Annotated in this window: 22 protein-coding genes and 3 tRNA genes; 11 read left to right on the top strand and 14 right to left on the bottom strand. The window is 73.5% G+C overall.

The window, feature by feature from the left end; all coding sequences use genetic code 11:
- Positions 1 to 88 precede the first annotated feature (88 nt).
- A complete protein-coding gene (locus ACFYYT_RS08555; protein ID WP_351819168.1) occupies positions 89 to 544 on the top strand; it encodes a gamma-glutamylcyclotransferase family protein in 456 nt (151 codons plus the stop codon).
- Here ACFYYT_RS08555 and dnaG read toward each other — a convergent pair.
- The 4 genes from dnaG to ACFYYT_RS08535 form a co-directional block, all read right to left on the bottom strand.
- Entirely contained in the window at positions 541 to 2,439 is a 1,899-nt protein-coding gene (gene dnaG / locus ACFYYT_RS08550; protein WP_351819171.1) for a DNA primase, read from the bottom strand. The two genes, ACFYYT_RS08555 and dnaG, sit on opposite strands and share 4 nt — an antisense overlap.
- 34 nt (positions 2,440 to 2,473) lie before the next feature.
- The gene (locus ACFYYT_RS08545) at positions 2,474 to 3,748 is read right to left on the bottom strand and encodes an FAD-dependent oxidoreductase (protein ID WP_351819174.1); all 1,275 of its coding nucleotides are present in this window, start codon (positions 3,746 to 3,748) and stop codon (positions 2,474 to 2,476) included.
- Positions 3,749 to 3,841: 93 nt separating this feature from the next.
- Positions 3,842 to 5,158, bottom strand: coding sequence for a deoxyguanosinetriphosphate triphosphohydrolase (locus ACFYYT_RS08540; RefSeq protein WP_351819177.1), 1,317 nt, complete (start codon positions 5,156 to 5,158; stop codon positions 3,842 to 3,844).
- Positions 5,159 to 5,214: 56 nt separating this feature from the next.
- Entirely contained in the window at positions 5,215 to 5,931 is a 717-nt protein-coding gene (locus tag ACFYYT_RS08535) for a sirohydrochlorin chelatase (RefSeq protein WP_388607201.1), read from the bottom strand.
- 451 nt (positions 5,932 to 6,382) lie between these two features.
- Between ACFYYT_RS08535 and ACFYYT_RS08530 the strand changes: the two genes are divergently transcribed.
- From ACFYYT_RS08530 to ACFYYT_RS08520, 3 genes are all read left to right on the top strand, one after another.
- The gene (locus ACFYYT_RS08530) at positions 6,383 to 6,997 is read left to right on the top strand and encodes an ElyC/SanA/YdcF family protein (protein ID WP_351819219.1); all 615 of its coding nucleotides are present in this window, start codon (positions 6,383 to 6,385) and stop codon (positions 6,995 to 6,997) included.
- Between the two features lie 67 nt (positions 6,998 to 7,064).
- Complete coding sequence (locus ACFYYT_RS08525; protein WP_351819222.1) at positions 7,065 to 7,829, top strand: glucose 1-dehydrogenase; 765 nt, start codon at positions 7,065 to 7,067, stop codon at positions 7,827 to 7,829.
- Between the two features lie 92 nt (positions 7,830 to 7,921).
- Positions 7,922 to 8,611 carry a DUF6445 family protein gene (locus ACFYYT_RS08520; RefSeq protein ID WP_351819180.1) on the top strand — a complete coding sequence of 230 codons (690 nt, stop codon included), beginning with the start codon at positions 7,922 to 7,924 and terminating at the stop codon, positions 8,609 to 8,611.
- Here the strand turns inward: ACFYYT_RS08520 and ACFYYT_RS08515 are convergent.
- Positions 8,608 to 9,306 (bottom strand): hypothetical protein, encoded by a 699-nt coding sequence (locus ACFYYT_RS08515; protein ID WP_351819183.1) that lies wholly within the window; start codon positions 9,304 to 9,306, stop codon positions 8,608 to 8,610. The two genes, ACFYYT_RS08520 and ACFYYT_RS08515, sit on opposite strands and share 4 nt — an antisense overlap.
- Positions 9,307 to 9,460: 154 nt before the next feature.
- Between ACFYYT_RS08515 and ACFYYT_RS08510 the strand changes: the two genes are divergently transcribed.
- Positions 9,461 to 10,648: an RNA polymerase sigma factor gene (locus tag ACFYYT_RS08510; RefSeq protein ID WP_388607571.1), complete on the top strand. Its 1,188-nt coding sequence runs from the start codon at positions 9,461 to 9,463 to the stop codon at positions 10,646 to 10,648.
- Positions 10,649 to 10,719: 71 nt separating this feature from the next.
- Here ACFYYT_RS08510 and ACFYYT_RS08505 read toward each other — a convergent pair whose 3' ends face one another.
- From ACFYYT_RS08505 to ACFYYT_RS08490, 4 genes are all read right to left on the bottom strand, one after another.
- Positions 10,720 to 12,642: an ABC transporter ATP-binding protein gene (locus tag ACFYYT_RS08505; RefSeq protein WP_351819189.1), complete on the bottom strand. Its 1,923-nt coding sequence runs from the start codon at positions 12,640 to 12,642 to the stop codon at positions 10,720 to 10,722.
- The gene (locus ACFYYT_RS08500) at positions 12,639 to 14,372 is read right to left on the bottom strand and encodes an ABC transporter ATP-binding protein (protein WP_351819192.1); all 1,734 of its coding nucleotides are present in this window, start codon (positions 14,370 to 14,372) and stop codon (positions 12,639 to 12,641) included. Before ACFYYT_RS08500 ends, ACFYYT_RS08505 begins: the two co-directional genes overlap by 4 nt.
- Positions 14,373 to 14,530: 158 nt before the next feature.
- A complete protein-coding gene (locus ACFYYT_RS08495; protein WP_351819195.1) occupies positions 14,531 to 15,976 on the bottom strand; it encodes an FGGY family carbohydrate kinase in 1,446 nt (481 codons plus the stop codon).
- Positions 15,977 to 16,029: 53 nt separating this feature from the next.
- Positions 16,030 to 16,332, bottom strand: coding sequence for a YtxH domain-containing protein (locus tag ACFYYT_RS08490; RefSeq protein ID WP_351819198.1), 303 nt, complete (start codon positions 16,330 to 16,332; stop codon positions 16,030 to 16,032).
- A 145-nt stretch (positions 16,333 to 16,477) separates the two neighbouring features.
- On the opposite strand from ACFYYT_RS08490, the gene ACFYYT_RS08485 reads away from it, so the two are divergent.
- The 4 genes from ACFYYT_RS08485 (at position 16,478) to ACFYYT_RS08470 (ending at position 18,236) form a co-directional block, all read left to right on the top strand.
- Positions 16,478 to 16,550: transfer RNA gene (locus ACFYYT_RS08485), tRNA-Asn, on the top strand.
- A gap of 5 nt (positions 16,551 to 16,555) precedes the next feature.
- Positions 16,556 to 16,628: transfer RNA gene (locus ACFYYT_RS08480), tRNA-Asn, on the top strand.
- Positions 16,629 to 16,811: 183 nt separating this feature from the next.
- Positions 16,812 to 16,885 (top strand) — tRNA-Ile (locus tag ACFYYT_RS08475).
- Between the two features lie 364 nt (positions 16,886 to 17,249).
- Entirely contained in the window at positions 17,250 to 18,236 is a 987-nt protein-coding gene (locus tag ACFYYT_RS08470; RefSeq protein WP_351819201.1) for a helix-turn-helix transcriptional regulator, read from the top strand.
- Positions 18,237 to 18,383: 147 nt separating this feature from the next.
- Here the strand turns inward: ACFYYT_RS08470 and ACFYYT_RS08465 are convergent, their stop codons facing one another.
- Positions 18,384 to 19,616, bottom strand: a complete 1,233-nt coding sequence (locus ACFYYT_RS08465; protein WP_351821375.1) for a glutamate--cysteine ligase — start codon at positions 19,614 to 19,616, stop codon at positions 18,384 to 18,386.
- A 212-nt stretch (positions 19,617 to 19,828) separates the two neighbouring features.
- Between ACFYYT_RS08465 and ACFYYT_RS08460 the strand changes: the two genes are divergently transcribed.
- Positions 19,829 to 21,082 (top strand): MFS transporter, encoded by a 1,254-nt coding sequence (locus ACFYYT_RS08460; protein WP_351821378.1) that lies wholly within the window; start codon positions 19,829 to 19,831, stop codon positions 21,080 to 21,082.
- Positions 21,083 to 21,144: 62 nt separating this feature from the next.
- Here the strand turns inward: ACFYYT_RS08460 and ACFYYT_RS08455 are convergent, their stop codons facing one another.
- The 3 genes from ACFYYT_RS08455 to ACFYYT_RS08445 are packed head-to-tail and all read right to left on the bottom strand — an operon-like array spanning position 21,145 to position 25,208.
- Positions 21,145 to 22,491, bottom strand: a complete 1,347-nt coding sequence (locus ACFYYT_RS08455; RefSeq protein ID WP_351821381.1) for a carboxyl transferase domain-containing protein — start codon at positions 22,489 to 22,491, stop codon at positions 21,145 to 21,147.
- Positions 22,492 to 22,551: 60 nt separating this feature from the next.
- Positions 22,552 to 24,174, bottom strand: coding sequence for a GAF domain-containing protein (locus ACFYYT_RS08450; protein ID WP_351821384.1), 1,623 nt, complete (start codon positions 24,172 to 24,174; stop codon positions 22,552 to 22,554).
- The gene (locus ACFYYT_RS08445; RefSeq protein ID WP_351821387.1) at positions 24,171 to 25,208 is read right to left on the bottom strand and encodes a rod shape-determining protein; all 1,038 of its coding nucleotides are present in this window, start codon (positions 25,206 to 25,208) and stop codon (positions 24,171 to 24,173) included. Before ACFYYT_RS08445 ends, ACFYYT_RS08450 begins: the two co-directional genes overlap by 4 nt.
- A 221-nt stretch (positions 25,209 to 25,429) precedes the next feature.
- On the opposite strand from ACFYYT_RS08445, the gene ACFYYT_RS08440 reads away from it, so the two are divergent.
- The gene (locus ACFYYT_RS08440) at positions 25,430 to 26,128 is read left to right on the top strand and encodes a triacylglycerol lipase (RefSeq protein ID WP_351821390.1); all 699 of its coding nucleotides are present in this window, start codon (positions 25,430 to 25,432) and stop codon (positions 26,126 to 26,128) included.
- A 13-nt stretch (positions 26,129 to 26,141) separates the two neighbouring features.
- Here the strand turns inward: ACFYYT_RS08440 and ACFYYT_RS08435 are convergent, their stop codons facing one another.
- On the bottom strand, positions 26,142 to 26,741 hold the full coding sequence (locus ACFYYT_RS08435; protein WP_388607569.1) for a hypothetical protein: 600 nt from the start codon (positions 26,739 to 26,741) through the stop codon (positions 26,142 to 26,144).
- Positions 26,742 to 26,768 lie beyond the last annotated feature (27 nt).

Raw genomic sequence — 26,768 nt, 5'->3', positions numbered from 1 at the left:
CAGCGGTGCGTACGGTGGGCGTGCGCGGCGAAGACGGGACCTTGGGCCCGGGCCGCGCACCGTCAGTCGTAGTCGAGGGGAGGGCCCTGTGACATCGGTCGAACGGCCGGAATCAGTCGTGCTGCCGTTCTTCGTGTACGGGACGCTGCGGCCGGGGGAGGTCAACCACGACCTGTTCCTGCGCGGACGCACGGCGGCCGAGGAGCCCGCGTCGCTGCCCGGCGCGGTGCTCTACGAGGGCCCCGGGTACCCGTACGCGGTCGAGCGGCCCGGTTCCGCCGTGGCCGGGGAGCTGATCACCGCGGCGCCGGAGGCGTACGGGGATCTGCTGGCCGCGCTGGACCGGCTGGAGGAGTACCGCGGCCCGGGCCGTCCGGACAACCTCTACGACCGGCTCGCCCGGCCGGCCGTGCGCCCCGACGGCGTCCGCGTCCTCGCCTGGGTCTACCTGGCCGCCGCTCCGCTGGCCGCCCGCCTCGCGCGTTCGGGCACCGAGATCCCCGGCGGCGACTGGCACCGCCGCAACAGGGGCGAAACAGCCTAGAGTCCCTCGGCGCCGCGGTTGCGCAGGCGCCGGCCGTACTGCTGGAGGACCCACAGCTCCTGCTGGATCGCCGCGTGCTGCTCCGGCGGGGCCTGCGGGCTCAGCCGGGTCAGCGCGCCCTGGATCTCCAGGACCCGGCGGTCGACGGCGCGCAGGCGGACCTGGACGAGCTGGACGCCCGCGTAGATCTCGTCCACCGTCTTGGCGTGGATGGCCTCCACCGCCAGCTCCGTGACCATCGCGCGGACGGTGTCGTTCGGAGCGGCCTCGCGCACCCGGGCCAGGTAGTCGTCGGTGCCCTGCGCGGCGCCGCCGGCGTCCTGGATGGCCTGGCGGACCGCCGCGTACGGCGGGGCGGTGAACTCGTCGATCCCGTACGCGTCGAAGGCGGGCGAGACCAGGGCCGGGCGCTGGAGCGCCAGCTTGAGGAGCTCGCGCTCGGTGCGGTGGGCCGGGCTGCGCAGGTTCAGCGCGGGTCCGCCGCCGTTCGGCGACGGCGGCGCCGGGGCCGGCTCCTGCTGGCGGGCCCGGCCCTGCTGCTGCGGCTGGTTGCCGCGCTCGCGGGCCCAGCGGGCCAGCTGTGCGACCCGCTTGACGACGAACTGCTCGTCGAGGATGCCCAGCATCCCGGCGAGCTGGACCGCCGACTCGTGCTGGATCGAGAGGTCCTTGATGCTGGCGACGACCGGCGCGGCCTCGGCCAGCGCGGCCGCCCGCCCCGCCGGGTTCTCCAGGTTGTGCCGGGCCACGATGTGCCGCAGGGCGAACTCGAACAGCGGGGTGCGGGCCTCCACCAGCCCGGACACGGCCGCGTCGCCCTGCGCGAGGCGCAGGTCGCAGGGGTCCATGCCGCCGGGGGCGATGGTGATGGAGGTCTCCGCGGCGAACTTCTGGTCGTCCTCGAACGCGCGCAGCGCCGCCTTCTGCCCGGCCGCGTCCCCGTCGAACGTGAAGATCACCTCGGCGGTCGCGTTGTCCATCAGCAGCCGCCGGAGGATCTTGATGTGGTCCCCGCCGAAGGCGGTGCCACAGGTGGCGATCGCGGTGGTGACCCCGGCCAGGTGGCAGGCCATGACGTCGGTGTAGCCCTCGACGACCACGGCCCGGGAGGTCTTTGCGATCTCCTTCTTGGCCAGGTCGATGCCGTAGAGGACCTGGGACTTCTTGTAGATCGCCGTCTCGGGGGTGTTCAGGTACTTCGGCCCGTTGTCGTCGTCGCGCAGCTTGCGCGCGCCGAAGCCGACGACCTCGCCGCTGATGTCGCGGATGGGCCACATGAGGCGGCCGCGGAAGCGGTCGATGGGCTTGCCGCTGCGGCTGTCCTGGGCCAGTCCGGAGAGGATCAGCTCCTTGTCGCTGAAGCCCTTGCCGCGCAGGAACCGGGTCAGGTGGTCCCATCCGGCCGGGCTGTAGCCCACGCTGAAGTGCTCGGCCGCCGCCTGGTCGAAGCCGCGCTCCGCCAGGAAGCGGCGGCCGATCTCCGCCTCGGCCCCGCCGAGCTGCTCCGCGTAGAAGAGGGCCGCCGCCTTGTGGGCCTCGACCAGGCGGATGCGCTCGCCGCGGCCGCTGGTGCCGGCGGTGTAGCCGCCCTCCTCGTACCGCAGGGTGATGCCGGCCTGGCCGGCCAGCCGCTCGACCGCCTCCGAGAAGGAGAGGTGGTCGATCTTCATGATGAAGTCGAGGGTGTCCCCGCCCGCCTGGCAGCCGAAGCAGTGGTAGAAACCCTTGCTCGGGCTGACCTGGAAGGACGGGGACTTCTCGTCGTGGAAGGGGCAGAGGCCCTTGAGGTTGCCGCCGCCGGCGTTGCGGAGCTGGAGGTACTCGGAGACCACGGCGTCGATCGGGACCGCGTCCCGTACCGCCTTCACGTCGTCGTCGTTGATCCGTCCTGCCACGCGTGAAGTCTACGGCCGTGCGCGGACAGTGCGGTCAGCCCCCCTGGGCGGCGAGCAGCGAGTCGAGCGGAACCTCCGGGTCCGTGAGCCGGTCGGCGTTCACCGTGCGCCCCGACCTGATCAGGGCCTGGATGCGCTCCGTGACGTCCCACACGTTCACGTTCATCCCGGCCAGCACCCGGCCCTCGGAGAGCCAGAAGGCGATGAACTCGCGCTTGCCCACGTCCCCGCGGATCAGCACCTGGTCGTAGCTGCCGGCCGGGGCGTAGCCCGAGTACTCCAGGCCGACGTCGTACTGGTCGGAGAAGAAGTACGGGACCCGGTCGTAGCTGACCTCCTGGCCCAGCATCGCCCGGGCGGCGGCCGGGCCGCCGTTGAGGGCGTTGGCCCAGTGCTCCACGCGCAGCCGGGACCCGATCCACGGGTGGTGGGCGGCGGCCACGTCCCCGGCGGCGAAGACGTCCGGGTCCGAGGTGCGCAGGGACTCGTCGACCGCGATCCCGCCGCCGTGCTCCCGGTCGACCAGGGCCAGCCCGGAGGTCTCGGCGAGCGCCGTCCGGGGGGCGGCGCCGATCGCGGCGAGCACCGCGTGCGCCGGGTGCTCCTCGCCGTCCTCGGTGCGGGCGGCCAGCACCATGCCGTCGTGGCCGACGATCTCGGTGAGGCGGGCCCCGAAGTGGAAGCGGACCCCGTGCTCGGCGTGCAGGTCGGTGAAGAGCCGGCCCACCTCCGGGCCGAGCACCGCGTACAGCGGTGTGGCCTCCGGTTCGACCACGGTGACCTCGGCCCCGTACTCGCGGGCCGCGGCCGCGACCTCCAGGCCGATCCAGCCCGCGCCCGCGATCAGCAGGTGGCCGTTGTCCCGGCCCAGGGCGGCCAGGACGCCGCGCAGCCGCTCGGCGTGGGCGAGGCGCCGCAGGTGGTGCACCCCGGCCAGGCCCGTGCCGGGCACGTCCAGGCGCCGCGGCTCGGCGCCGGTGGCCAGCAGCAGCTTGTCGTAGTGCAGCAGGGTGCCGTCGCCCAGGCGGACCGTCTTGGCCTCGCGGTCCAGGTGCACCGCGGGCTGCCCGAGGTGGAGCTCGATCTCGGCTCCGGCGTACCAGGACGGCTCGTGGACGAAGACGCTGTCGCGCTCGTCCTTGCCCACCAGGTAGCCCTTGGACAGCGGTGGCCGCTCGTACGGATGCTCGCGCTCGTCCCCGATCAGGATCACCCGCCCCGTGAACCCCTCCGCCCTCAGCGTCTCGGCGGCTTTCGCCCCGGCGAGCCCTGCGCCGACGATGATGAACGTCTGGTGTGCGTCGACCACCTGATGCCTCCTCATAACCTCTTCGTCACATGCGACCACATGCGAGCGTCCCGCACCGAGCCTGCCGCGTGAAGGGGGGATGGCCCGATCGGCTCACCCTTCGGCGCGTCGTCCGCGTCTGGTGAGACGGGCGTGCAGGGAGCGGGCCGAGGAGTCCGTCAGGCAGGCGATCTGGTCGACCACCGCCCGCTTGCGGGCCTTGTCGTCGGGCGCGGCGTCGAAGATCGCCCGGAACTGGGGGTCGAGCCCCTCGGGCGCGCGGGCGCTCAGGGCCTCGGCGAGTTCGGCCAGGACGATGCGCTGGTCCGCGCGCAGCCGTTCCTGTTCGTCGCGCTGCATCACGTACAGGTCGGCGACCGCCTTGAGGACGGCGCATTCGTTGCGCGCCTCGCGCGGCACCACCAGCTCGGCCTCGTACCGGGTGAGCCGACCGGTGCCGTACGCCTCGCGGGTGGCGCCCTCGGCGGCCAGGCAGAAGCGGCCGATGAGCTGGCTCGTGGCGTCCTTCAGGCGGGCCTGGGCCACCGCCGAGCCGTCGTACCCGTGCGGCCACCAGTCCTGTTCCATCAAACGGTCCAGGGCCTCGCGCAGTTCCTCGGGGGCGGTGCCGGCGGGCACGTAGCGGCCGATCGCGACCTGCCAGATCGTGGCCCGCTCGGGCTCGGCGAAGAGCAGGTTGGGGTCGAGGTGCCCGGCGTGCAGACCGTCCTCGAAGTCGTGCACGGAGTAGGCCACGTCGTCCGCCCAGTCCATGACCTGGGCCTCGAAGCACTTGCGGTCGGCGGGGGCGCCGCGGCGCAGCCAGTCGAAGACCGGCAGGTCGTCCTCGTAGGCGCCGAACTTCACCGAGCCGGGGTCGGTCGGGTGGTCCCCGCGCGCCCAGGGGTACTTGGTGGCGGCGTCGAGGCAGGCGCGGGTGAGGTTGAGGCCGACGCTCACCAGGGTCCCGCTGTCCGGGTCGGTGACGAACCGCTTGGGCTCCAGCCGGGTCAGCAGGCGCAGCGACTGGGCGTTGCCCTCGAAGCCGCCGCAGTCCTTGGCGAACTCGTTGAGGGCTTCCTCGCCGTTGTGCCCGAACGGGGGGTGGCCCATGTCGTGGGAGAGGCAGGCCGCCTCGACCAGGTCGGGATCGCAGCCGAGGGCGGCGCCGAGCTCCCGGCCGACCTGCGCGCACTCCAGGGAGTGGGTCAGCCGGGTACGGGGGCTCGCGTCCCAGTCGTAGGACCGGGTGCCCGGGGTGACGACCTGGGTCTTCCCGGCGAGCCGGCGCAGCGCGGCGGAGTGCAGCACGCGGGCGCGGTCGCGCTGGAAGGCGGTGCGGCCGGGGCGCTTGTCGGGCTCGGCTGCCCAGCGCTCGGTGGCGGAGGGGTCGTAGGAGTCGTAGGCGGGAGCGTGCGTGGTGCCTTCCATGCTCAGACGTTAACCGCAGTGACCGACAATCCGAGCAATCCGAACGAACACAGCCTTTATGCGGTGGCCAGTTCCCGTCGGCCGCCGGCGCCGCGGGCGAGGGCCTCGTCGTAGCGCCGCAGGACCAGCCGGGCCAGCGCCGGGTGGTCGCCGAGCGGGGCGGCGGCCGGGCCGGGCGCGGCGGCGGCGCACGCGGCGGAGAAGCGGCCCGGGGCGGCGAAGTACGAGGCCACGGCGGGCCGGTGGTGGCCACGGGCGGCCAGGGCGCGCAGGGCGTCCGGCACGGCGGGGGCGGCTCCGGAGGCGTAGGCGGGGACCACCGGCACCGCGCCGAGCCGTTCGGCGAGCAGGGCGGCGGTGCGGCGGGTGTCGGCGGCCGCGTCCGGATCGCGGGATCCGGCGGCGGCCAGCACCACGGCCGTGGCCGGGCTCCAGCCGGCCTCCAGGAGCCGCTCGACCAGGGCCTCCACCAGCAGGGGGTGGGGGCCGAGCGGGGCCGCGATCCGGATCCGCAGGTGCCCGGCCCGGGCCGCGGCGGCGGGGAGGTCCCGTTTGACGTGGGTGCCCCGGCCGAGCAGCAGCGGTACGACCACCGCCGCGCCACGGGCTTCGCGAAGGGCGTCGCCGAGCAGGGGCCGGTTCAGCTCGATGTGGCCGAGGCGCACGTCGAGGCGCGGGCGGAGCTCGCGGACCCGTTCGAGGAGGGCGAGGGCGGTGTGCGGGGCGCGGGGGTCGCGGCTGCCGTGGGCCACGGCGACGAGGGTGGGCTGCATGGGCGGTCTCCGTGGTGCCGGGCGCGGGGCGGGCGCAGCCCGCTGAGCTGGCTGCCGAGCTGGTCGGTGATCCGGGTCAGCAGCTCGGCCGCGCCGCCGAAGGGGAGGGGATGGCTTTCGGGAGGGTGCACCGGCTCCGTCATGGACCGATCCTGCGCGGTGGAGGTTGCGGTGGCGTTGCGCCGGGGTGACGGGTCGTTTCCGCCCGCTCACTCCCTCACTCGCTCATTCGTACGGGTGAAAGGCGGGCCGGGCGGAACTGGCGGGGCCGGGCGGTTCGTCAATCCGTGCGAACGATGTGTGGAGCGAGGGGGCGGTCATGGGGAAGTCCGAGCAGGTCACGGGGGACGGGCGGGTCGGGGAGCCGGCGGCGGGATCCCTGCCGGAGCCGGTCGCGCGTGCGGGGCGGTGGCGCACGGTGCGGGCGCGGCGGCGTGCCGTGCGGATCGTGATGGGGCTGTGCGTCCTGGCGCTGCTGCCCTCGGCGTGGACCCACGCGGCGGCCGACGGGCGGCTGCGGACCACGGCCCGCGCGCCCGACGCGGGGGTGGCCGTGGTGTTCGGGGCGGGCCTGTGGAACGGCCGCCCGACCCCGTACCTGGCCAACCGGCTCGACGCGGCAGTGGAGCTGTACCGCGCCGGCAAGGTGAAGGTGGTGCTGGTCACGGGGGACAACGGCCGTACGGAGTACGACGAGCCGGACGCGATGCGCACCTACCTCACGAAACACGGGGTGCCGGACGACAAGGTGGTCAGCGACTACGCCGGCTTCGACACCTGGGACTCGTGCGTGCGCGCCCGGGAGATCTTCGGGGTGCACCGGGCGGTGCTGGTGAGCCAGGGGTTCCACATACACCGGGCGGTGGCCCTGTGCCGGGCGGCGGGCCTGGAGGCGTACGGGGTCGGGGTCGACGACGCGCATGACGCCACCTGGTACTACGGCGGGGTCCGCGAGGTGTTCGCGGCGGGCAAGGCGGCCCTTGACGCGGCGTTCCGCCCGGATCCGACCTTCCTCGGCCCGAAGGAGGAGGGGGTGTCGCGGGCCCTGGGGGCTCTGGCAGACTGACGCCGCGATCGGCCTATGCCGATTAGTCATATACCTATGTGTACGGCAGGGGCGTGGAACCGTGGCTGTGGTGGATCTGAGCGGCAAGGTCGTCGTCATCACCGGTGGGGCGCGCGGCCTCGGTGCGGCGATGGCGCGGACGGTCGTCGACGGTGGCGGCCGGGTGCTGATCACCGACGTGCTGGAGACGGAGGGCGCCGAGACCGCGGCCGAGCTGGGCGACGCGGCCCGCTTCCTGCGGCACGACGTGACCAGCGAGGACGAATGGCGGGCGGCCCTGGAGTACGCGGTCGCCGAGTTCGGCCGGATCGACGGGCTCGTCAACAACGCCGGGATATCCACCGGCCAGTTCCTGGAGCACGAGAGCGTCGAGCACTTCCGCCGGGTCGTCGAGATCAACCTGGTCGGTGTGTTCATCGGCATCAAGGCGGCGATCCCGCTGCTCCGGCGGAGCGGCGGCGGTTCCATCGTCAACATCTCCTCCGCCGCCGGTCTCACCGGCCTGGCCCTCACCGCCGGGTACGGCGCCTCCAAGTGGGCCGTGCGCGGGCTGTCGAAGATCGGCGCCGTGGAGCTCGCCGAGGCGCGGATCCGCGTGAACTCCGTACACCCGGGCATGACCCTGACCCCGATGACGGCACCGGTCGGCATCCGGGCCGGCGAGGGCAACTACCCCGGAGCCCCCCTGGGCCGGGTCGGGGTCCCCGAGGAGATAGCCGCGGCCGTCGCCTTCCTGCTCTCGGACGCCGCCGGGTACATGACCGGCGCCGAACTGGCCGTGGACGGCGGCTGGACGGCCGGTCTGACCGTGAAGTACCTCACGGGCCAGTAGTCCCGGTGGCCGGGCGGCCGAGACCATCTCTTGCCGGAGTCTTGGCCGCCGCTTTGGCGAGCGGTCCGCGTGCCCGAACTACCGTTCCCGCCATGGTCTTTCGCCCCGCACAGCCCCAGGCCTCCCGCGGCCTTCCGGTGCTCCCGTACCGCAAGCCGACCCGCGGCCGCGACTACTGGGTGCTGGACGACGTGCTGCCCGACGCGGACGCCGTGCGGGCCCGCTGCCTGGCCAAGGAGGACTGGGTCCAGGGAGCCCCGCACAAGCCCGAACCCTGGCCCGGACTGCGGGCCATGCCCGGGCTGGAACCGGCCGAACTGGCCGGTGTGGAGCGGCTGGTGCGGCAGGCCACCGGGGCGAAGCGGATCTGGCCGCAGAACCCGGAGGGCGCGGGCACCTTCAACCACAACTGCGTCCAGGTCGTCGGCAAGGACGAGTGCGAGCCCCGCCCGCACACCGACTCCCGCACCCTGTGCCGCTACGCCGCCGTGCTCTACCTGAGCCCGGGCACGCCCAAGGACTGCGGCACCAGCTTCTACCGCCAGAGCCTGCCGGGCGGGGTCCTCGGCGGCAACCAGGTCCTCGCCCCGCACAACAACCTCGTCGACGCCCTCGGCACCCGCTTCGTCCCGGAGGACTCCTTCACCGAGGACGTCCGCGTCCCCCACCGATACAACCGCCTCCTGCTCTACTCCGCCAACCTGATCCACAGTGCGACCGGTTACTGGGGAACGACCCTGGAGGACAAGCGGATGACGGCCGTCTTCTTCTGGATGGCCTAGGCGGGACCCGGCGGCGCGCCGGGCCCCCCTCCACCGGCCTCCTCCGCGTCGGCGCCCACCCCGTCGGCGCCCGCCCCGTCGGCGCCCGCCCCGTCGGCGCCCACCCCGTCGTCCGCCGACAGGTCGCTGTCGTACAGCACGAGTTCCCGCTCCTCCGAGCGGATCTCGTACCCCGCCGCCACCAGCTCCGCTATCAGCGTGTCGCAGGCCGCCGTCGCCCGCGAGGCGGAGCCGCGGACCCGCTGGGTGACGAAGCGCTCCTGGTGACCGTCGGGCCCCGGCGGCAGGCGGCGGGCGTTCCACGACACGTGCGCCCCGTGCAGGAGCACCAGGGCCTCCAGCACCGCGTGGTCGTAGCCGGCCGGCAGCAGCAGCTCCAGATGGTGTTCGAAGTAGCCCCCGCCCGGCCCCGCGGGCTCCGTGCTCCAGGGCACCGTCTCTATCGTGACCCGCACCGGGTCGAAGCCTGCGGCCCGCAGCTGCGGCACCAGCCGCTCGTGGCCCGTGCGGTCGGGCAGTGTCAGCATCGGCTGCGAGCCCGTCCTGCCCCGGCCGGGCACGAGGTGCGTCACCTTCAACTCCCGTGCACCGGCCCAGGATTCGAGACGGTCCAGCTCCGCGGCGTCCGGGCAGCGGACCGTCACGTGGGTTTCGTGGGTTCCGTACGAAGACATGATGTCGATCATCTCGGACATGCGTCCGATCCGCATCGGGGTTCCCGGCGGGGGGTAACCATCCGGTCACGCACCGGACTCAGAAAGTGCTCGCACGCCCCTCGTGGCGGCGATGTGTCGTACCCCACACTGAGGTGCGGTGCTCGAGTCCTCGCCAGCCCTGGAGGTCGCCCCCGTGCAGACCCAGACCCTGACCGTGAACGTGAGCCACCCCGCCGGGACGCCGCTCTTCCCGGAGGCCGAAGCAGCGGACGAAGCAGCGGACGAGGCCGTGGACGAAGCAGCGCACGAGACAGCGGACGAAGCAGCGGAGCACGACCCCGACCCCGATCCCGACCCCGATCCCGCCGCGGACGCGGCCGCGGACGCCGCCGGCGACGACGAACCCGAGATCGTGGAACTGATCGAGCAGGTGCCCCCGCAGCGCGCCCGCGCCGCGGACGCCGCGGCCGGCCCCTCCGCCGACCTCTTCCGCCAGTACCTGCGCGAGATCGGCAGGATCCCGCTGCTGACCGCGGCCGAGGAGGTCGACCTCGCCCGCCGCGTGGAAGCCGGCCTCTTCGCCGAGGAGAAGCTCGCCGGCGCGGCCGACCTCGACTCCCAGCTCGCCGTGGACCTCGACCGGCTCGTCGTCATGGGCCGCATGGCCAAGCGCCGGCTCATCGAGTCGAACCTGCGCCTCGTCGTCTCCGTCGCCAAGCGCTACGTCGGCCGCGGCCTCACCATGCTCGACCTGGTCCAGGAGGGCAACCTCGGACTGATCCGGGCCGTCGAGAAGTTCGACTACGCCCGCGGCTACAAGTTCTCCACCTACGCCACCTGGTGGATCCGGCAGGCGATGTCCCGGGCCCTGGCCGACCAGGCCCGCACCATCCGCGTCCCCGTCCATGTCGTCGAGCTGATCAACCGCGTCATCCGCGTCCAGCGCCGCATGCTCCAGGAACGCGGCTACGAGCCCACCGCCGAAGAGGTCGCCGTCCACCTGGAGCTGACCCCCGAGCGGGTGCTGGAGGTGCTCCGCCTCGCCCAGGAGCCGGTCTCCCTGCACGCACCGGTCGGCGAGGAGGACGACGTCGCCCTCGGCGACCTCATCGAGGACGGCGACGCCGCCTCCCCGGTGGAGTCCGCCGCGTTCTTCCTGCTCCGCGAACACCTGGAAGCCGTGCTCTCCACCCTCGGGGAACGCGAGCGCAAGGTCGTCCAGCTCCGCTACGGACTCGCCGACGGCCGTCCGCGCACCCTGGAGGAGATCGGCCGGATCTTCGGCGTGACCCGCGAGCGGATCCGTCAGATCGAGTCCAAGACCCTCAACAAGCTGCGCGACCACGCCTTCGCCGACCAGCTGCGCGGCTACCTGGACTGACGCCGCCCGCGCCCGGACAGACGGAAGGGGGCGCCCCGCGAGGCGCCCCCACCCGTCGTACCGCCCGAGGACTAGTCGACCTCGGCCACCGCCTGCGCGAACTGCGCCGCGTACAGCCGCGCGTACGCGCCGTCCGAGGACAGCAGCTCCTCGTGCGTGCCCTGCTCCACGATCGAGCCGTTCTCCATCACCAGGATCACGTCCGCGTCGCGGATCGTGGACAGCCGGTGCGCGATCACGAAGGACGTACGGCCGTGCGCCAGGCGCGCCATCGCCTTCTGGATCAGCACCTCGGTACGGGTGTCCACCGAGCTCGTCGCCTCGTCGAGGACCAGGATCACCGGGTCCGACAGGAACGCCCGGGCGATGGTGATCAGCTGCTTCTCGCCGGCGCTGACGCCCGCGCCCTCGTCGTCCAGCACCGTGTCGTAGCCGTCCGGCAGGGTGCGTATGAAGCGGTCCGCGTGCGCCGCCCGGGCGGCCTCCTCGATCTCCTCGCGCGTGACCTCGCGCGAGGCACCGTAGGCGATGTTCTCCGCGATGGTCCCGCCGAACAGCCAGGTGTCCTGGAGCACCATGCCGATGCCGCTGCGCAGTTCCTCGCGGGTCATCTTGGCGATGTCCACCCCGTCCAGGGCGATCTCGCCGCCCGTGACCTCGTAGAACCGCATCAGCAGGTTGACCAGCGTGGTCTTGCCCGCGCCGGTCGGTCCGACGATCGCGACGGTCTGGCCCGGCTCCACGCTCAGCGAGAGGTTCTCGATGAGCGGCTTGTCGGGCTCGTAGCGGAACGCCACCTTGTCCAGCGTGACCTGGCCGCGCAGCTCCTCCGGACGCTCCGGAACCTCCGCGTCCGGCTCCTGCTCCGCCGCGTCCAGCAGCTCGTACACCCGCTCCGCCGAGGCGACGCCCGACTGCACGAGGTTCGCCATCGAGGCCACCTGCGTCAGCGGCATCGAGAACTGGCGCGAGTACTGGATGAAGGCCTGCACGTCACCGATCGACAGGGTGCCCGAGGCCACCCGAAGACCACCGACGACCGCGATCAGCACGTAGTTGATGTTCGAGACGAAGAACATCACCGGCTGCATGACGCCGCTGACCAGCTGCGCCTTGAACGAGGCCCGGTACAGCTCCTCGTTCTGCTCGGCGAAGACCGCCGCGGACTCCTTCTGCCGCCCGAACACCTTCACCAGCGTGTGGCCGGAGTACATCTCCTCGATGTGGGCGTTCAGCGCGCCGGTGCTCTTCCACTGCGCCACGAACTGCGGCTGCGACTTCTTGCCGATCTTCGCCGCGATCAGCACCGACACCGGTACGGTCGCCACCGCGACCAGCGCCAGCAGCGGCGAGATCCAGAACATCATCACCAGGACGCCGACGATCGTCAGCAGCGAGTTGAGCAGCTGCCCCATCGTCTGCTGGAGCGTCTGCCCGATGTTGTCTATGTCGTTCGTCGCCCGGCTCAGCACCTCGCCGCGCTTCTGCTGGTCGAAGTACGACAGCGGCAGCCGCGACAGCTTCGCCTGCAGCTCCTCGCGCATCCGGTAGACGGTGCCGTTCATCACGTGGTTCGACAGCCGCGTCGCCACCAGCATCAGCAGGCCCGCCAGGGTGAACGCCAGCAGCGCCCAGAGCGCCACGACGCCGACGGCGCCGAAGTCGATGCCCTTGCCCGGGGTGAAGTCGAGGCCGGACAGCATGTCCGCCATCCCGCCCTGCCCCTTGGCGCGCAGCCCCTCCAAGGCCTGCTCCTTGGTCAGCCCGGCCGGCATCTGCCGGCCGACGATCCCGCCGAACACCAGGTCGGTGGCCTCGCCGAGGATCTTCGGCCCGACCACCGCGCAGCCCACGCTGCCGACCACGGCCGCGACCATGCCCCCCAGCTTGGCCCGGTCGTACGCCAGCTGGCGCAGCAGCCGCTTGCCCGACCCCTTGAAGTCCAAGGACCTCTGGACCGGGCCCGTCATCATCCGTCCTCCGGGCCCGCTCATGCGGCCTCCGCCTCCGTCAGCTGGGAGAGCACGATCTCCCGGTAGGTCTCGTTTCCGGCCATCAGTTCGTGGTGCCGGCCCTCGCCCACCACCTGTCCCTCGTCCAGGACGATGATCCGGTCGGCGTCGCGGATCGTCGAGACCCGCTGGGCCACGATCACCACCGTCGCCTCCTCGGTCTCGCGGGCGAGCGCCGAGCGCAGTGCCGCGTCCGTCGCGTAGTCCAGGGCGGAGAAGGAGTCGTCGAACAGATAGATCTCGGGCCGCTGCACCAGGGTGCGGGCGATCGCGAGACGCTGGCGCTGGCCGCCGGAGACGTTCGTACCGCCCTGGGTGACGGGCGCGTCGAGCCCGCCGGCCAGCGCCGACACGAAGTCCTTGGCCTGGGCCACCTCCAGGGCGTGCCACAGTTCCTCGTCGGTCGCGTCCGGGCGCCCGTAGCGCAGGTTCGAGGCGACGGTCCCGGAGAACAGGTACGGCTTCTGCGGAACCATGCCGACCGTCCGGGCCAGCAGCTCCGGGTCGAGGCGGCGTACGTCCTCACCGTCGACGAGGACGTCGCCGCCGGTCGCGTCGAACAGCCGGGGCACCAGGCCGAGCAGCGTGGACTTGCCGCTGCCGGTGGAGCCGATCACGGCGGTGATCTCGCCGGGGCGGGCCACCAGGTCCACCCCGCGCAGCACCGGGACCTCGGCGCCCGGGTAGCGGAAGTCGGCACCGCGCAGTTCCAGCTGCCCGCGGCGCAGGAGCTTGCGCACCGGCTCGGCCGGCGGGACGACGCTGGTGTCGGTGTCCAGGACCTCCTGGATGCGCTCCGCGCAGACCTCGGCGCGCGGCACCATCATGAACATGAAGGTGGCCATCATCACGGACATGACGATCTGCATCAGGTAGGCGAGGAAGGCCGTCAGCTGGCCGATCTCCATGCCGCCGCTGTCCACGCGCATCGCGCCGAACCAGATGACGGCCACGCTGGAGACGTTCACGACGACGATGACGGTCGGGAACATCAGCGCGAGCAGCTTGCCCGAGGCGAGGGAGACGGCCGTCAGGTCGGAGTTGGCGGTGCGGAACCGCCCCTCCTCGTACTCGTCGCGGACGAAGGCGCGGATCACGCGGTTGCCGGTGATCTGCTCGCGCAGCACCCGGTTCACGGTGTCCAGGCGCACCTGCATCTGACGGAACAGCGGGCGCGTCTTGTAGACGATCGCGCCGACCGCCAGGCCGAGCGTGGGCACCACCGCGAGCAGTACGCCCGACAGCTTCACGTCGAGGGAGAGGGCCATCACGATGCCGCCGACGCACATGATCGGCGCCGAGACCATCAGCGTGAAGGTCATCAGGACCAGCATCTGGACCTGCTGGACGTCGTTCGTCGTCCGGGTGATCAGCGACGGCGCGCCGAACTGGCCCAGCTCGCGGGCGGAGAAGCTCTGCACCCGGTCGAAGACGGCGGCCCGGACGTCGCGGCCGAGCGAGGCCGCGGTACGGGCGCCGTAGTAGACGGCGCCGACGTTGCAGAGGAGCTGGATGAGCGAGACACCGAGCATCAGGGCGCCGGAGCGCAGGATGTAACCGGTGTCACCGTTGACGACACCGTGGTCGATGATGTCGGCGTTGAGGGTGGGCAGATAGAGGCTCGCACTGGTTTGCAGCAGTTGCAGCAGCACCAGTGCGGCGATCGGTTTCCGGTACGGACCGAGGTGGGTCCGCAGAAGTCGTATGAGCACGCGCAGGCTCCGGTCGGCATGATCGAGGGGTTCGGTCCATCTTCTGCCAACCGGCGGGGTGATCCCCACCCGTTTTCGCAAAGCCCGGTCAAAAGGAGTAGGCCACCCTGCGCCCCACGCCCTACCCTGCGCCGCCCGCGGCACCCCCGTGAGACGGCCTACGCCTGGAAGGCCCCGGGGTGCAGCTGCTCACGGGTGGTCACGTACTGCTGGCGCACGGCCTGCCAGGCCGGGAGCTCCTCGCCCGGCTCGAACACCTGCGCCGCGGCGGCCGGCCAGACCGGCGGGGTGTGCGGGGCCAGCGTGCCCTGCCGCACCCCCAGCGCCCAGGCCGCCTGCCGGGCCGCGCCGAGCGCCGCGTAGTCCGCCGGCGCCGGTACGACGACCTGCGTCCCGAACAGCCCCGGAGCGGCGGCCTGTACGGCGGGCAGCTCGGCGGCCGCGCCCAGCAGGAACACGCGCCGGATGGCCACCCCCCGGTGCCGGAGCACGTCGAGGGCGTCCACCAGCCCGCAGAGCATGCCCTCGAAGGCGGCCCGCGCCAGGTGCTCGGGCTTCATCGAGTCCCGGCGCAGCCCGGACAGGGTCCCGGCCGCGTGCGGCAGGTTCGGGGTCCGCTCGCCTTCCAGGTAGGGGAGCAGGACGAGGCCGTGGGCGCCCGGGGTCGACTTCAGCGCGAGCGCGCTCAGCCCCTCCAGGTCGGTGCCCAGCAGTTCGGCGGTGCCGCGCAGGGCCCGTACGGCGTTGGAGGTGTTCACCACCGGCAGGTGCATGCCGCCCGCGTCGGCCAGCGAGGTGATCAGCCCGCCCGGCTCCGACAGCGCCTCGTGGTGCACGGCCATCACCGATCCGGACGCGCCCAGCGAGACCACCGCGTCGCCCGGCCCCAGGCCCAGCCCGAGCGCGGCGGCCATGGTCTCCCCGGTCCCGGCCGATATCAGCAGGCCCTCGGGGGTCATCCCGGCGGCGTCGGCGGGGCCGAGCACCTCGGGCAGCAGCGCCTGGTGCCCGAGCGCCAGCTCGACCAGGTCGGGACGGTAGGAACCGGTGGCCGCCGACCAGTACCCGGTGCCGGACGCCCCGGCCCGGTCGGTGGTGCGGCGCGCGGGCCGGCCGAGCAACTGCCAGACGAGCCAGTCGTGCGGGGACATGACCACCGCGACCCGGCGTGCGGCCTCCGGCTCGGTACGGGCCAGCCAGGCCAGCTTCGCGACCGGCTGCGCCGCGTGCGGGACGGAGCCCACGGCGGCGACCCAGGCCTGCCGCCCCCCGAGCGCGTCGATCAGCTCGGCGGCGGCCACCTGCCCGCGCTTGTCGTTGCCGACCAGCGCGGGCCGGACCAGCGCGCCCTGCGCGTCCAGCGGCAGCACGCCGTGCTGCTGCGCGGAGACGCCGATGGCCTGGACGCCCTCCAGCAGCCCGCCGCCGGCGGCTTCGCCGAGGGAGAGCAGCCAGGCCTGCGGATCGGTTTCGTGGGGGACGGACTCACCCGCGGACTGTGGATGGGGCGCGTAGCCCTGGCGCAGCACGGCGCCCGTCTCCGTGTCACAGACCACGATGCGAGTGAAGGTGGAAGAGCTGTCCAGCCCGGCGACTATCCCCATGTGGAGAATTCTGCCGCACGCCGGGCCGGACTCATCGCGTCCGGAAAGCGCCCTCAGGTGTTGCTGGTGCCCCACTCGTCCTCAGGGGCCCCGCCCGCCCTGCCGCGCAGCGTCCGCACCCGCTCGGCCAGCGAGTCCGGAAGGGCGTTCCCGACCTTGTCGCCCACCACCGCGAACGCCTTGCCCGCGACGGCGCGCCCGCTCTGACCGGCGGTTTCGGCGGCGTTGCGCACCGCCGGGTTCTGCGCGATCTGCTGCGCCGACTTCCGGAGCTGCTCGTACCGCTCGCGCCCGGCCCGGGTTCCGAGCACGTACCCGACGGCCAGTCCGACCGCGAACGTGACCTTGTACCGCATGGCTGTCACCCTTCGTCGTGTGGTGCCCGGCCCGCTGTGGATACCGATTGGCGGAGCACCCCCCTGCTTGCGCTAATCTATGACTCGCAACGGGCAGTCGCCCCCCGGCAAGGCCGGAGGTGGGCTGTTCGGTGCACCGCAGCAATCCCCTGTAGCTCAATTGGCAGAGCAGCCGGCTGTTAACCGGCAGGTTACTGGTTCGAGTCCAGTCGGGGGAGCGCGGTCCCCTGTAGCTCAATTGGCAGAGCAGCCGGCTGTTAACCGGCAGGTTACTGGTTCGAGTCCAGTCGGGGGAGCAAAGAAGAAGAGGACCCGGGCGGGTCCTCTTTCTTTTTGTCCCGATCCGGGAACCGGGCAGCCTTCGGCGCGGTCTCCCGGAACAGGCGTTGCCGATCATGCGAGGCATCCGAGGCAGGAGATCGTATGAGCGGCTATGCTGCGGCAGACGGCGCGCACACATGTACGCGCCACGCCGTAAAGGGGCGGTAGCTCAGCCGGTTAGAGCAGCGGACTCATAATCCGTCGGCCGTGGGTTCGAGTCCCACCCGCCCCACTTCTGCCCATACGGCATGCAGAAACGATAAGGCGGCCCCGAGGGGCCGCCTTTCGCATGTCCGGAGAGCGAAGCCCCGATGCGGGGCCCAGCCGGGATGCGGGGCTCAGTCCCAGCCGATCACCGGGGAGTCGTGGGTGGGCCGGTGCGGGGTTCGGGGCATTCGGGCCTCTGGGGGGAGTGGCTGGGGGCGGGGGCCCTGGGGCGCGGGCCGGTGGGGCCATCCTGCTGGGTGTGGGGGACGGGGAGAAGGGGATGCCGGTGGCACCAAGGTGACTGACAGCTTGGTGCCGCGTATGGATCCGGTGGAGACGCCTTCGGGAGCATGCCTCCGGGGGCGGATTCGTGCCGGGGGGCTGACTTCATGCTGGAAGCGTTGGGGCTGGACGCGCGCGTCGAGGGCGTCTACCGGGAGATGCTCGTGGACCCGGCCGGCGGCGTGGCCGACATGGGGGTGCGGCTCGGGCTGACCGAGGAGCAGGTGCGCGAGGCCCTGGACCGGCTGGTCGACCTCGAACTGCTCGCCGCCTCCCGCGAGCACGCGGGCGGGCTGCGCACCGTCAGCCCCGAGGCCGGGCTGGAACTGCTCCTGCGCCGGCAGGAGGAGGAGCTGATCCGCCGCCAGCAGGAGCTGGCCCTGAGCAAGGCGGCCGCCGCGCGCGCCGTGGCGGAGTACGCGGTCCTGCGGCCGGGCACGGAGACCGACGGCGCCGAGCGGCTGGTGGGGCTCGACGCCATCCAGTCCCGGCTGGAGGTCCTCGCCCGGGGGCTCACCCGGGAATGCATGGCGATCATGCCCGGCGGTGCCCAGTCGCAGGCGAGCCTGGACGCGTCGAGGCCGCTGGACCGGGACGCGCTCGCCCGGAACGTCGGCATGCGGGTGGTCTACCAGGACAGCGCCCGCAACGACCCGGCCACCCTCGCCTACGCGCTGTGGACCGTCGAGCTGGGCGGCCAGGTGCGCACCAGCCCCGTCCTGCCGCCCCGGCTGGTGATCTTCGACCGGGCCACCGCGATGGTCCCCATCGACCCCGCGAACTCCCGCCTCGGCGCCCTGTGCAGCACGGCCCCCGGCATCGTCGCCTCCCTGGTCACCCTCTTCGAGCAGACCTGGGGGACGGCGGTGCCGCTCGGCGCCGCCCGTGAGCAGCCCGACACGGACGGGATCACCGCCGGCGAGCGGGAACTCCTCAAGCTGCTGGCCAGCGGGATGACCGACGAGGCTGCCGGCAAGCGCCTCGGGGTCTCGCTGCGCACCGTGCGCCGGCAGATGTCCGGGCTGATGGAACGCCTCGACGCGACGAGCCGGTTCGAGGCCGGTCTGCGGGCCGCCCGGCGCGGATGGCTCTGAGGAGGCTTCCCGGAATTCCGGGGCTTCCGGGACCACCCGCTGCCGTGCGTCGCTGCCGTGCGTCGCTGCCGTGCGTCGCAGCCGTGTGCCGCAGCCGTGTGCCGCGGCCGCGGGCGGTGGCCGCCCGCGGCCGCGGGGCCGGCGCGGCTAGTAGGTCTCCGTCTCCTCCACCAGGAGGCGCAGCACGTCCGTCACCTCCCCGCGGCGGGCGAACTCCGCCCGCTGGCGGGCCGCGCCCGAGCCGTCACGGAGCAGGCCGCCCAGGGTCTTCGCCGCGTGGTCGAGGTCCCCGGCGGCGGCCAGTTCCGGAGCGACCAGGTCGAGCAGGGCCTCCGCCAGGTCGGCCGCCGGGAGCTCGGCGCCCGTGTACGGGTCCAGGCCGAACCCCTCCAGCCCGTCGTGCGCCGCCCGCCAGCGCGCGAGGCGCAGCACCTCGTCCCGTACGGGCGGATCGGGACGCTGCTCGGCGATCTCCCGCAGGGCCGTAGCCACCAGGGCGCGGCCCAGCTCGGCCTGGAGGACGGCCGTGTCGATGTCCGGGGACATGTCGGGCGCCCGGATCTCCAGCGTGGGCCAGTTCCCGGACGGGCGGAGGTCCCAGTAGACCATCTTGGTGTCCAGGGCCGCCCCGGAGCCGAGCAGGGTCTGCACCGAGCGCCGGAAGTGGGCCGTGGACGTGAAGTGCGGGGGCGGGCCCGCCGAGGGCCAGCCCGACCAGGCCATGGCCCGCCAGCTGGAGTGGCCGGTGTCGCGGCCGTTCCAGAAGGGGGAGTTGGCGGCCAGCGCGATCAGCGTGGGCAGCCACGGTCTGACCCGGTTCGACACGGCCACCGCCGTGTCCACGTCGAGGGTGCCGATGTGGATGTGGCGGCCGCAGCTGACCAGGGTGTCGGTCAGGGCGCCGAAGCGGCGGTGCTGCTCGCGCTGGCGGGGCTCGTCATCGGTCAGGTGCAGCGGCCCCGGCACGGCCACGACGGGCGAGGGGGCGGCCAGCAGCCGGCAGCCGTGTTCGCGGGCCGCCGCGGCGAGGGTGCGCCGCAGCGCGGCGAGCTCCGCGCGCAGGGTGGCCGCCGAGTCGGCGACCGGGGTGGCTATCTCCACCTGGTAGCGGGTTCCCTCGGCGTGCACCTGCGCGGGAAGCCCGGCGACGGTGGCGAGCACGAGCGGTGCGGCCGGGACCACCCGCAGGGTGTCGGTGTCGACGAGGAGGAACTCCTCCTCGACGCCGATCGTGAGGGGGGTGGTGACACCGCCCGTGGTGCGCAGGCCTCTGTCCGCGGGGCTGGAGAGAGTGGTGGGGGCCGGGTGGCCGGCCCGGCCCGAGTGGCCCGTGTGGCCGGTGTCACTGGTGCTCGTGGTGCTGTTGCCAGGTTCGATCACTACGCCTCCCTGGACATACGAGTCTTTCATCATGTGCCGACAGGAGGCCGGACGGGCGGGCCGATTCGGTCAAATCTCCGCTGGAGGTGGCGGGTTAGCGGCGAGCGGAACCCGCTGCTGGGGCCCCGGGTCACGGTGGGGAGGACGTTGCGGGTGTGTGAACGCCGACCTCGCTCCAGGGGCGCGCGACCGGCCGCTGGTTATCATCCGCTGTGACCGGTACCGCCTCGCCTCCCCGCCCCCGACGCCGCATATTCGCCGACCTGACGCCCCTGCGCACCTCCGCCCACTACCGGCGGCTGTGGGTCGGCAGCACCATCTCCTGGATGGGCCAGGCGATGACCGCCCTGGCCATCTCCCTCCAGGTCTACGCGATCACCGGGTCCAGCTTCTCGGTCGGACTGGTCGGGCTCTTCTCCCTCGTCCCGCTCGTCGCCTTCGGTCTGTACGGCGGGGCCATCGCCGACACCGTGGACCGCCGCAAGCTCGGCCTCTACAGCGCGACCGGGCTCACCGTGCTCTCCGTCGGGCTGGCCGCCGCCGCGCTGCTCGACTACCACCGGGTCTGGCTGCTCTACACCGTCGTCGCGCTCCAGGCGGTCTGCGGGGCGCTGAACGGGCCCGCCCGGTCGGCCATGATCCCGCGGCTGCTGCCCGCCGAGCAGCTGCCCGCCGCCAACGCGCTGAACTCCGTCACCATGACCTCCGGGATGACGGCCGGCCCGGTGCTCGGCGGGCTCATCGTCGGCTGGTGGGGCTACCAGGCGGCGTACCTGATCGACGCGGTGACCTTCGTCGCGGCCCTGTACGCCATGTGGCGGCTGCCCTCGATGCTGCCGGAGGGGCGCAAGGGGCGGGCCTCGGTGCTGGACGGGCTGCGCTTCCTCGGGACCCGGCCCAACATCCGGATGACCTTCTTCACCGACCTGGCCGCCATGGTGCTGGCCCATCCGAGGGCGCTGTTCCCGGCGATCGCCGTGCTCTGGTACGGCGGTGACGCCAAGACGGTCGGCCTGCTGGCGGCGGCCCCGGCCGTGGGGGCGCTGCTGGGCGGGCTGTTCTCCGGCTGGCAGGGGCGGATCCGGCGGCACGGGCTGGCGATCCTGCTCTCCGTCGCCGGGTGGGGGCTGGCCGTCGCCGTCTTCGGGCTGACCCGGAACCTGTGGCTCGGGCTGTTCTTCCTGGCGCTGGCCGGGGCCGCCGACACCATCTCGATGGTGTTCCGTTCGACGATGCTCCAGGCGGCGACCCCGGACGGGATGCGGGGCCGGCTCCAGGGCGTGTTCATCGTGGTCGTCGCGGGCGGACCCCGGCTCGGGGACTTCCTCGCCGGGACCGCCGCCGACCTCACCTCGCCGGCCGTCGCGATCACCGGGGGCGGTGCGGCCTGCGTGCTGGTGGTGGGCCTGCTCGCCGCCCGCTGGCGCGCCTTCGCCCGCTACGACGCCCGCTCGCCGCAGGCGTAGGCCCGGGCGGGGGCGGCTCGGCCGTCCGCACGAGGACCGGGCCCGGGCAGGGTCGCCACCGGCTACGACGGCGCCGGCGGGACCACGTCGCGCGCCACCCCCAGGGCCACCAGGTCCTGGGGGCGGACGCGCAGCTGGTCGGCGGTGGCGGGGGCCTGCTCGGCGGGGCGTTTGAGGATGGCCGCCGCGAGCTCCGGGGCGATGACGGAGAAGTAGCTGTCCGGGGTGACCCAGGTGTTCCCGGGCGCGGCCAGGGCGAGCGCCCCGCCGGAGCCGCCCTCGCCGATGAGGAGGGTGGTCACGGGGACCCCGGCCGCCGCGACCGCCGCGAAGGCGTCGGCGATGGCCGGGCCGGCGCCCGCGTGTTCGGCGGCGGCGTCGTTGGCCGCGCCGGGGGTGTCCACCAGGGTGAGCACCGGGATTCCGAGCCGGTCCGCGAGGCGGATCACGCGGGCCGCCGTACGGTAGCCCGCCGGGCGGGTGGCGGTGCCGCACTGGGCCGCGTACGCGACCGCCCGGCCCCCGCGCAGGCCGATCCCGCACAGCATGCCGGGGTCGGCGGCGCCGGCCCGGTCCCCGCGCAGCGGGAGCCGCAGCTCGAAGTACGCGTCCAGGTACGCCCCGGCGCGCGGCCGGCCGGGGTGGCGGGCCTGCCGGACGGCGTCCCAGCCGGTCTTCGGGGGTGCTACGTCGGCCAGCGCGGCCGGGGGTTCGACGGGCTCGGTGGCGCGGGGCGCGGCCAGCACCCGCAGCCAGTCGCCGAGGACGGCCGGGAGTTCCGCGGCGGGCACGACGGCGTCCACGTGCCCGGCGGCGTACTGCCCCTCGGCGGTGTAGGCCGCCGGGTCCGCGTCCGCCGGGCGCACCCGGGACCCGGCGAATCCGACCTGCGCCCCGGGCAGCGCGAGCACCACGTCGGCGCCCGCGCCGAGGGTGGCCCAGCCGCCGCCGGTGGTGGGGTCGCGCAGCACCGCGATCTGCGGGAGGCCGGCGGCGCGGGTCAGCACGCACTGGCGGGCCACGCGCTGGAGCTGGCTCAGCGCGAGCATCCCCTCCTGCATGCGGGAGCCGCCGGTCGCGATCAGGGAGACCAGGGGCAGGCGGTGCGCGCGGGCGTGGGCGTAGGCGGCTTCGAGGCGGTCGCCGGTGCGTTCGCCGAGGGATCCGCCGAGGAAGCCGAACTCGAAGGAGATCAGGGTGGCTTCGCGGCCCCCGACGCGGGCGGTGCCGGTGACGACGGACTCCCGCTCGCCGGTGCGGGCCGTGGCGCGGGCGCGGGAGGCGTCGTAGCCGGTCCAGCCGAGGGGGCCGTCGTCGGGGGACTCCCTCGGCGGGGCGGGGAGTTCGGCGAAGCTGCCGGGGTCGGTGAGGGCGGCGATGGCGGCGCGGGCCGAGAGGCGGGTCGTCACGCGGTCACCCTAGGCGGTGGTCTGCCGCCCCGCGAGCGCCTTCCGCGCGGGGCCGGGGGGTCAGAGGGGGGCTTCCCATGTGGTGGTCGTGCCGGTCGGGGAGGCGGGGGTGTGGCCGTCGTCGGTGACCGTCAGACGGGCGCGGGCCGATGTGGCTTCGACCAGGACCTCGATCGCGGTGATTCCGCTGCGGCGGTGGGCGGCGGCCAGGGCGCCGCGCAGGGCGGCGAGGAGGTCGGCCGCCACCTGCTCCGGCAGCAGCGCGTCCACGGCGCCCGTGAACTGCACCGACGGCTGGAACCCCAGCAGGACCGCCGCCCCGCCCGTCTCGCGCAGCACCCGGCCCCGGAAGGTCGTCGGGGCGTCGCTGGGCGGCTGCTGGAGGGCGAAGATGGCCGTGCGGACCTCCTGGATGGTGGAGTCCAGTTCGTCGACGGCACGGCTCAGCTCGTCGCCCACGGTGTCCCCGCTCGGCGCGTTCGCGGCCCGGCGGCGGGTGCTCTCCAGCATCATCTCCGTCGCGAACAGCCGCTGCACCACCAGGTCGTGCAGGTCCCGCGCGATCCGGTCGCGGTCCTCGTACACGGCGAGCTGCTCCCGGTCGTGCTGGGCGTCGGCCAGTACGAGGGCCAGCGCGGCCTGCGAGGCGAACTGCGAGGCCAGCAGCCGGTCCACCGCGTCGTACGGGGGCCCGCCGCGCTCGCGCGGCAGGGCCAGGGTGCCGATCAGCTGGCCGCCGCTCTGCAGCGGCAGCATCATGCTGGGGCCGAACCGCTCCCGGACGTGGGTGGTCATCCGGGGGTCGGTGGCCGAGTCCTCGATGAAGACCGGCTCCCCGCCGAGGAGCTGGACGAGTACGGGCGAGCCGGGGGCGATGGCGGTGCCCACGAGGTCGCCGGGGTCCCCCTGCGTGGAGGCGGCCACGATCTCCATGCCGCCCTCCGGGGTCGGCTGGAGCACCACGCCGGCCGCCGCGTCCGCGAGCAGCCGGGCCCGTTCGGCCACGCACCGCAGGGCGTCCGCGGCGGGGCGGCCCGCGAGCAGGGTGGTGGTCACGGCGGCGGCGCCCTCGATCCAGCGCTCCCGGCGCCGCGCCGTCCCGTACAGCCGCGCGTTGCCGATCGCTATGCCCGCCTGCGAGGCCAGGACGCGGACCAGCGCGACGTCCTCCTCCGTGAAGGTGCCGCCGCCGGCCTTCTCGGTGAGGTAGAGGTTCCCGAACACCTCGGTGTGCACCCGGATGGGCACGCCGAGGAAGCTGCGCATGGGCGGGTGGCCGGGCGGGAAGCCCACCGAGCGGGGGTCCTTCGTCAGGTCCTCCAGGACCAGCGGCCGGGGGTCGCCGATGAGCGCGCCGAGCACGCCGCTGCGGCCGTCGGGCAGGCGGGGGATCGCGGCCCGTTCGGCCTCGCTCATGCCGACGGTGAACAGCTGGGTCAGCCGGGCGCGCTCGGGGTCGACGACCCCGAGCGCGCCGTACCGGGCCCCGCAGAGCTCGGCGGCCGAGTTCACGATGTGCTGGAGCGTGGAGTGGAGCTCCAGCTCGGAGCCGACGCTGAGCACCGCCTCCAGCAGCACGGGGAGGCTGGCGGGCCGGTCGGCCGCCGTCGCGGGCCCGGCCCGCGGCGACGGCTCGGCCTCCGCCGCGGGCCCGGCCTGCGGATCGCGCGTGTCCCGCGTCATTCGGCCAGCGGGTTGAGGACCATCGGGGCGATCTTCCCTTCGAGCATCGCGCCGAGACCCATCACGGCGCACACGTCGGGCCGTTCCGCGATGGCCACGGGCATTCCGGTCGCGTCCCGCAGCATCTGGTCCAGCCCCGGCAGCAGGGCGCTGCCACCCACCATCATGATCCCCCGGTCCGTCAGGTCCGCGACCAGGTCCGGAGGGCAGTCGCGCAGGATCTTGCCGATGCCGTCGATCACGGCCGTCAGCGGGGTGTGGATCGCGTCGCGGACGGCGGCGGTGTCCACGTGGACGGAGCGGGCCAGCCCGGTCGCCACGTCGCGGCCGTGGATCAGGGTGGAGGCCGGGCCCTCGGAGGTGATGCCGTTGCCGTGCAGGGCCAGCTGGAGCGGCCGGACGGCCTGGCTGGGCAGCATCAGCTCGTGCGCGTGGCGCAGGTGCTGGACCACGGCGTGGTCGATGGCCTCGCCGCCGATCGGGATGCGCTCGGCGGTGACGATCGAGCCGAGGGAGAGGACCGCCACCTGGGTGGCCGCCGCCCCGCACACCATGATCATCGTCGCGGTCGGCTGCTCCACGGGCAGGCCGCAGCCGACGGCCGCCGCGATCAGGGTGTCGACCAGTTCGACCCGCCGGGCACCGAGCCCGACGAGGGTCTCCACGGTCGCCCGCTGCGCGAGCGGGTCGGCGTCGTGCGGGGTGCAGGCGGCGGCCCGCAGCCGGGGCTTGCGGCGCAGGGCGCGCCGCAGCTTCTCGCCGAGCAGGTGGCGCAGCATCCGCTGGGCCATCTCGATGTCGACGACGGTGCCGCCGGAGACGGGACGTACGACCCGGATGTAGTCGGGCGTGCGTCCGGTCATCCGTTCGGCGAAGCTGCCGACGGCGATGAGCGCGCCGGTCCGCGTGTTCACCGCGGCGACGCTGGGCTCGTCCACGACCAGTCCGGCGCCCTTGACGTAGACGCGTGTCCTGGCGGCTCCCAGGTCGACGGCGACGTGGCAGCGGCGCAACTGCTCAAGACTGACGGTCACGGCAGATCCTCCCGAGTGCGCTGACGCAAGAAGACCGGCTGCTGCCGGTCGCAATTCATATCTTCTCGGGTAAATGGGTCAACACGCCCGTTGAAATGCTCCGGGTGGGGTGTGCCGTACGGGGCGCAAGGTGCTGCACGGGGGTGGATTTCTGTACCGACAGGCACGACGATGCGCGCACCGTCCGTGCTACTCGCCCGTAACAAGGTAAAGGAGTCCCCGTGCTGACGCTCCGCCAGAAGTTCCTGGCGCTCCTGGCCCTCTGCCCCGCCCTGCTCCTGCCCTTCCCGGCGCAGGCGGCCGACGCCCCGTCCGTTCGGACCGCCCCGCGCGTCCCGGTGGTCTTCGTCCACGGCTACAACGCCGACCCGGGCGTCTGGGGGTCCCTGCGCGAGGACCTGAAGGCCGACGGGTACGCGGACGCGGACCTCTTCTCCTTCGGCTACGACACCCACCAGTCCGTCAACGAGGTCCTCTCGGGCCGGCTCGCCGCCTACGTGGACCAGGTCCGGGCGCGGACCGGCGCGGCCCGGGTCGACCTGGTCGGCCACTCCTTCGGCTCGCTCGTCAGCCGCTGGTACGTGAAGTTCGGCGGCGGAACGGCGGCCGTGGACCACTGGGTCTCCCTGGCCGGCCCCAACCACGGCACCTCCACCGCCTGGGCCTGCGCCCTGTGGGACCAGGCCTGCCGGGACATGACCCCGGGGTCGTACGTGGTGAAGAACCTCGCCGCCGGGGACGAGACCCCCGGCGCGGTGAAGTACGCGACCTTCTGGTCGGGCTGCGACGAGGTGGTCAACCCGGACGACAGTGTCCCGCTCGCCGGAGCCCTCAACACGCCCGTCGGCTGCCTGAAGCACAACGACCTGCTCGGCGACGACGCCACCTCGGCCGGCGTCCGCGCCTTCCTCGCCTCCTGAGCCCCGGACGCCCCTAACCAGTGGCCGCGGCCACTGATCCGTCCGCCGGCCGGACGTCCTGGAGCAGGCCGTACGTGAACTCCGCCACCAAGGGCCGCCCCGACGCGGTGAACGCCAGCCGCCAGCGCGTCGGCGCGGTGCCCTCCATCGGCCGGACCGGCGCGTAGGCGCGGGCCACCTCGTCCACCGTCGCCGACCAGGGCCGCAGGTCCCCGGCCGTCTCCAGTACGGGGCCCGGCGCGCCCGGGGCCCGCACCAGCCACTCGTTCCACACCGCCCCGTCCGGCGCCGCCAGCACCTCGAAGCGCAGCTCCGGCCAGAGCGGCAGCGCCCACAGCAGCGCCTCGCACTCCAGGTCCCCGATCGTGCGCCGTGAGGCCGACTCCGGCGGGCCGAGCACCGACCGGTAGCGGGCCAGGGCCCCGCGCGCCCGGGGCGAGCGGACCATCGCCTGCCAGCGCCGGTTCGCCTCCCGCTGCTCGGCGAGGGTGGCGCCCAGGCGCAGCCGGGCCGCTTCGGCGAGGTCCGGCTGGAAGTCGGCCATCCGGCGCAGCAGCACCAGCTGGAAGGCGGCGGGGCCGAAGGAACCGGGTGTTGCGGGCATGGCGGACATGGCGGGCATGGAGGCCAGGATTCCACA

The sequence above is a fragment of the Streptomyces sp. NPDC002032 genome, assembly GCF_042890765.1.
In the GTDB taxonomy this organism is placed as follows: domain Bacteria; phylum Actinomycetota; class Actinomycetes; order Streptomycetales; family Streptomycetaceae; genus Streptomyces.
This window is presented reverse-complemented; position numbering and strand designations above follow the sequence as displayed.

Bases quoted from the DNA above. Each gene is read 5' to 3' on its own strand.
- ACFYYT_RS08435 (WP_388607569.1), bottom strand. From the start codon at position 26,741: ATGTCCGCCATGCCCGCAACACCCGGTTCCTTCGGCCCCGCCGCCTTC.
- ACFYYT_RS08515 (WP_351819183.1), bottom strand. From the start codon at position 9,306: ATGTCCGAGATGATCGACATCATGTCTTCGTACGGAACCCACGAAACC.
- ACFYYT_RS08450 (WP_351821384.1), bottom strand. From the start codon at position 24,174: ATGACGCGGGACACGCGCGATCCGCAGGCCGGGCCCGCGGCGGAGGCC.
- ACFYYT_RS08535 (WP_388607201.1), bottom strand. From the start codon at position 5,931: ATGCAGCCCACCCTCGTCGCCGTGGCCCACGGCAGCCGCGACCCCCGC.
- ACFYYT_RS08505 (WP_351819189.1), bottom strand. From the start codon at position 12,642: ATGAGCGGGCCCGGAGGACGGATGATGACGGGCCCGGTCCAGAGGTCC.
- ACFYYT_RS08495 (WP_351819195.1), bottom strand. From the start codon at position 15,976: ATGGGGATAGTCGCCGGGCTGGACAGCTCTTCCACCTTCACTCGCATC.
- ACFYYT_RS08530 (WP_351819219.1), top strand. From the start codon at position 6,383: ATGGGGCTGTGCGTCCTGGCGCTGCTGCCCTCGGCGTGGACCCACGCG.
- ACFYYT_RS08520 (WP_351819180.1), top strand. From the start codon at position 7,922: ATGGTCTTTCGCCCCGCACAGCCCCAGGCCTCCCGCGGCCTTCCGGTG.
- ACFYYT_RS08470 (WP_351819201.1), top strand. From the start codon at position 17,250: ATGCTGGAAGCGTTGGGGCTGGACGCGCGCGTCGAGGGCGTCTACCGG.
- ACFYYT_RS08490 (WP_351819198.1), bottom strand. From the start codon at position 16,332: ATGCGGTACAAGGTCACGTTCGCGGTCGGACTGGCCGTCGGGTACGTG.
- ACFYYT_RS08540 (WP_351819177.1), bottom strand. From the start codon at position 5,158: ATGGAAGGCACCACGCACGCTCCCGCCTACGACTCCTACGACCCCTCC.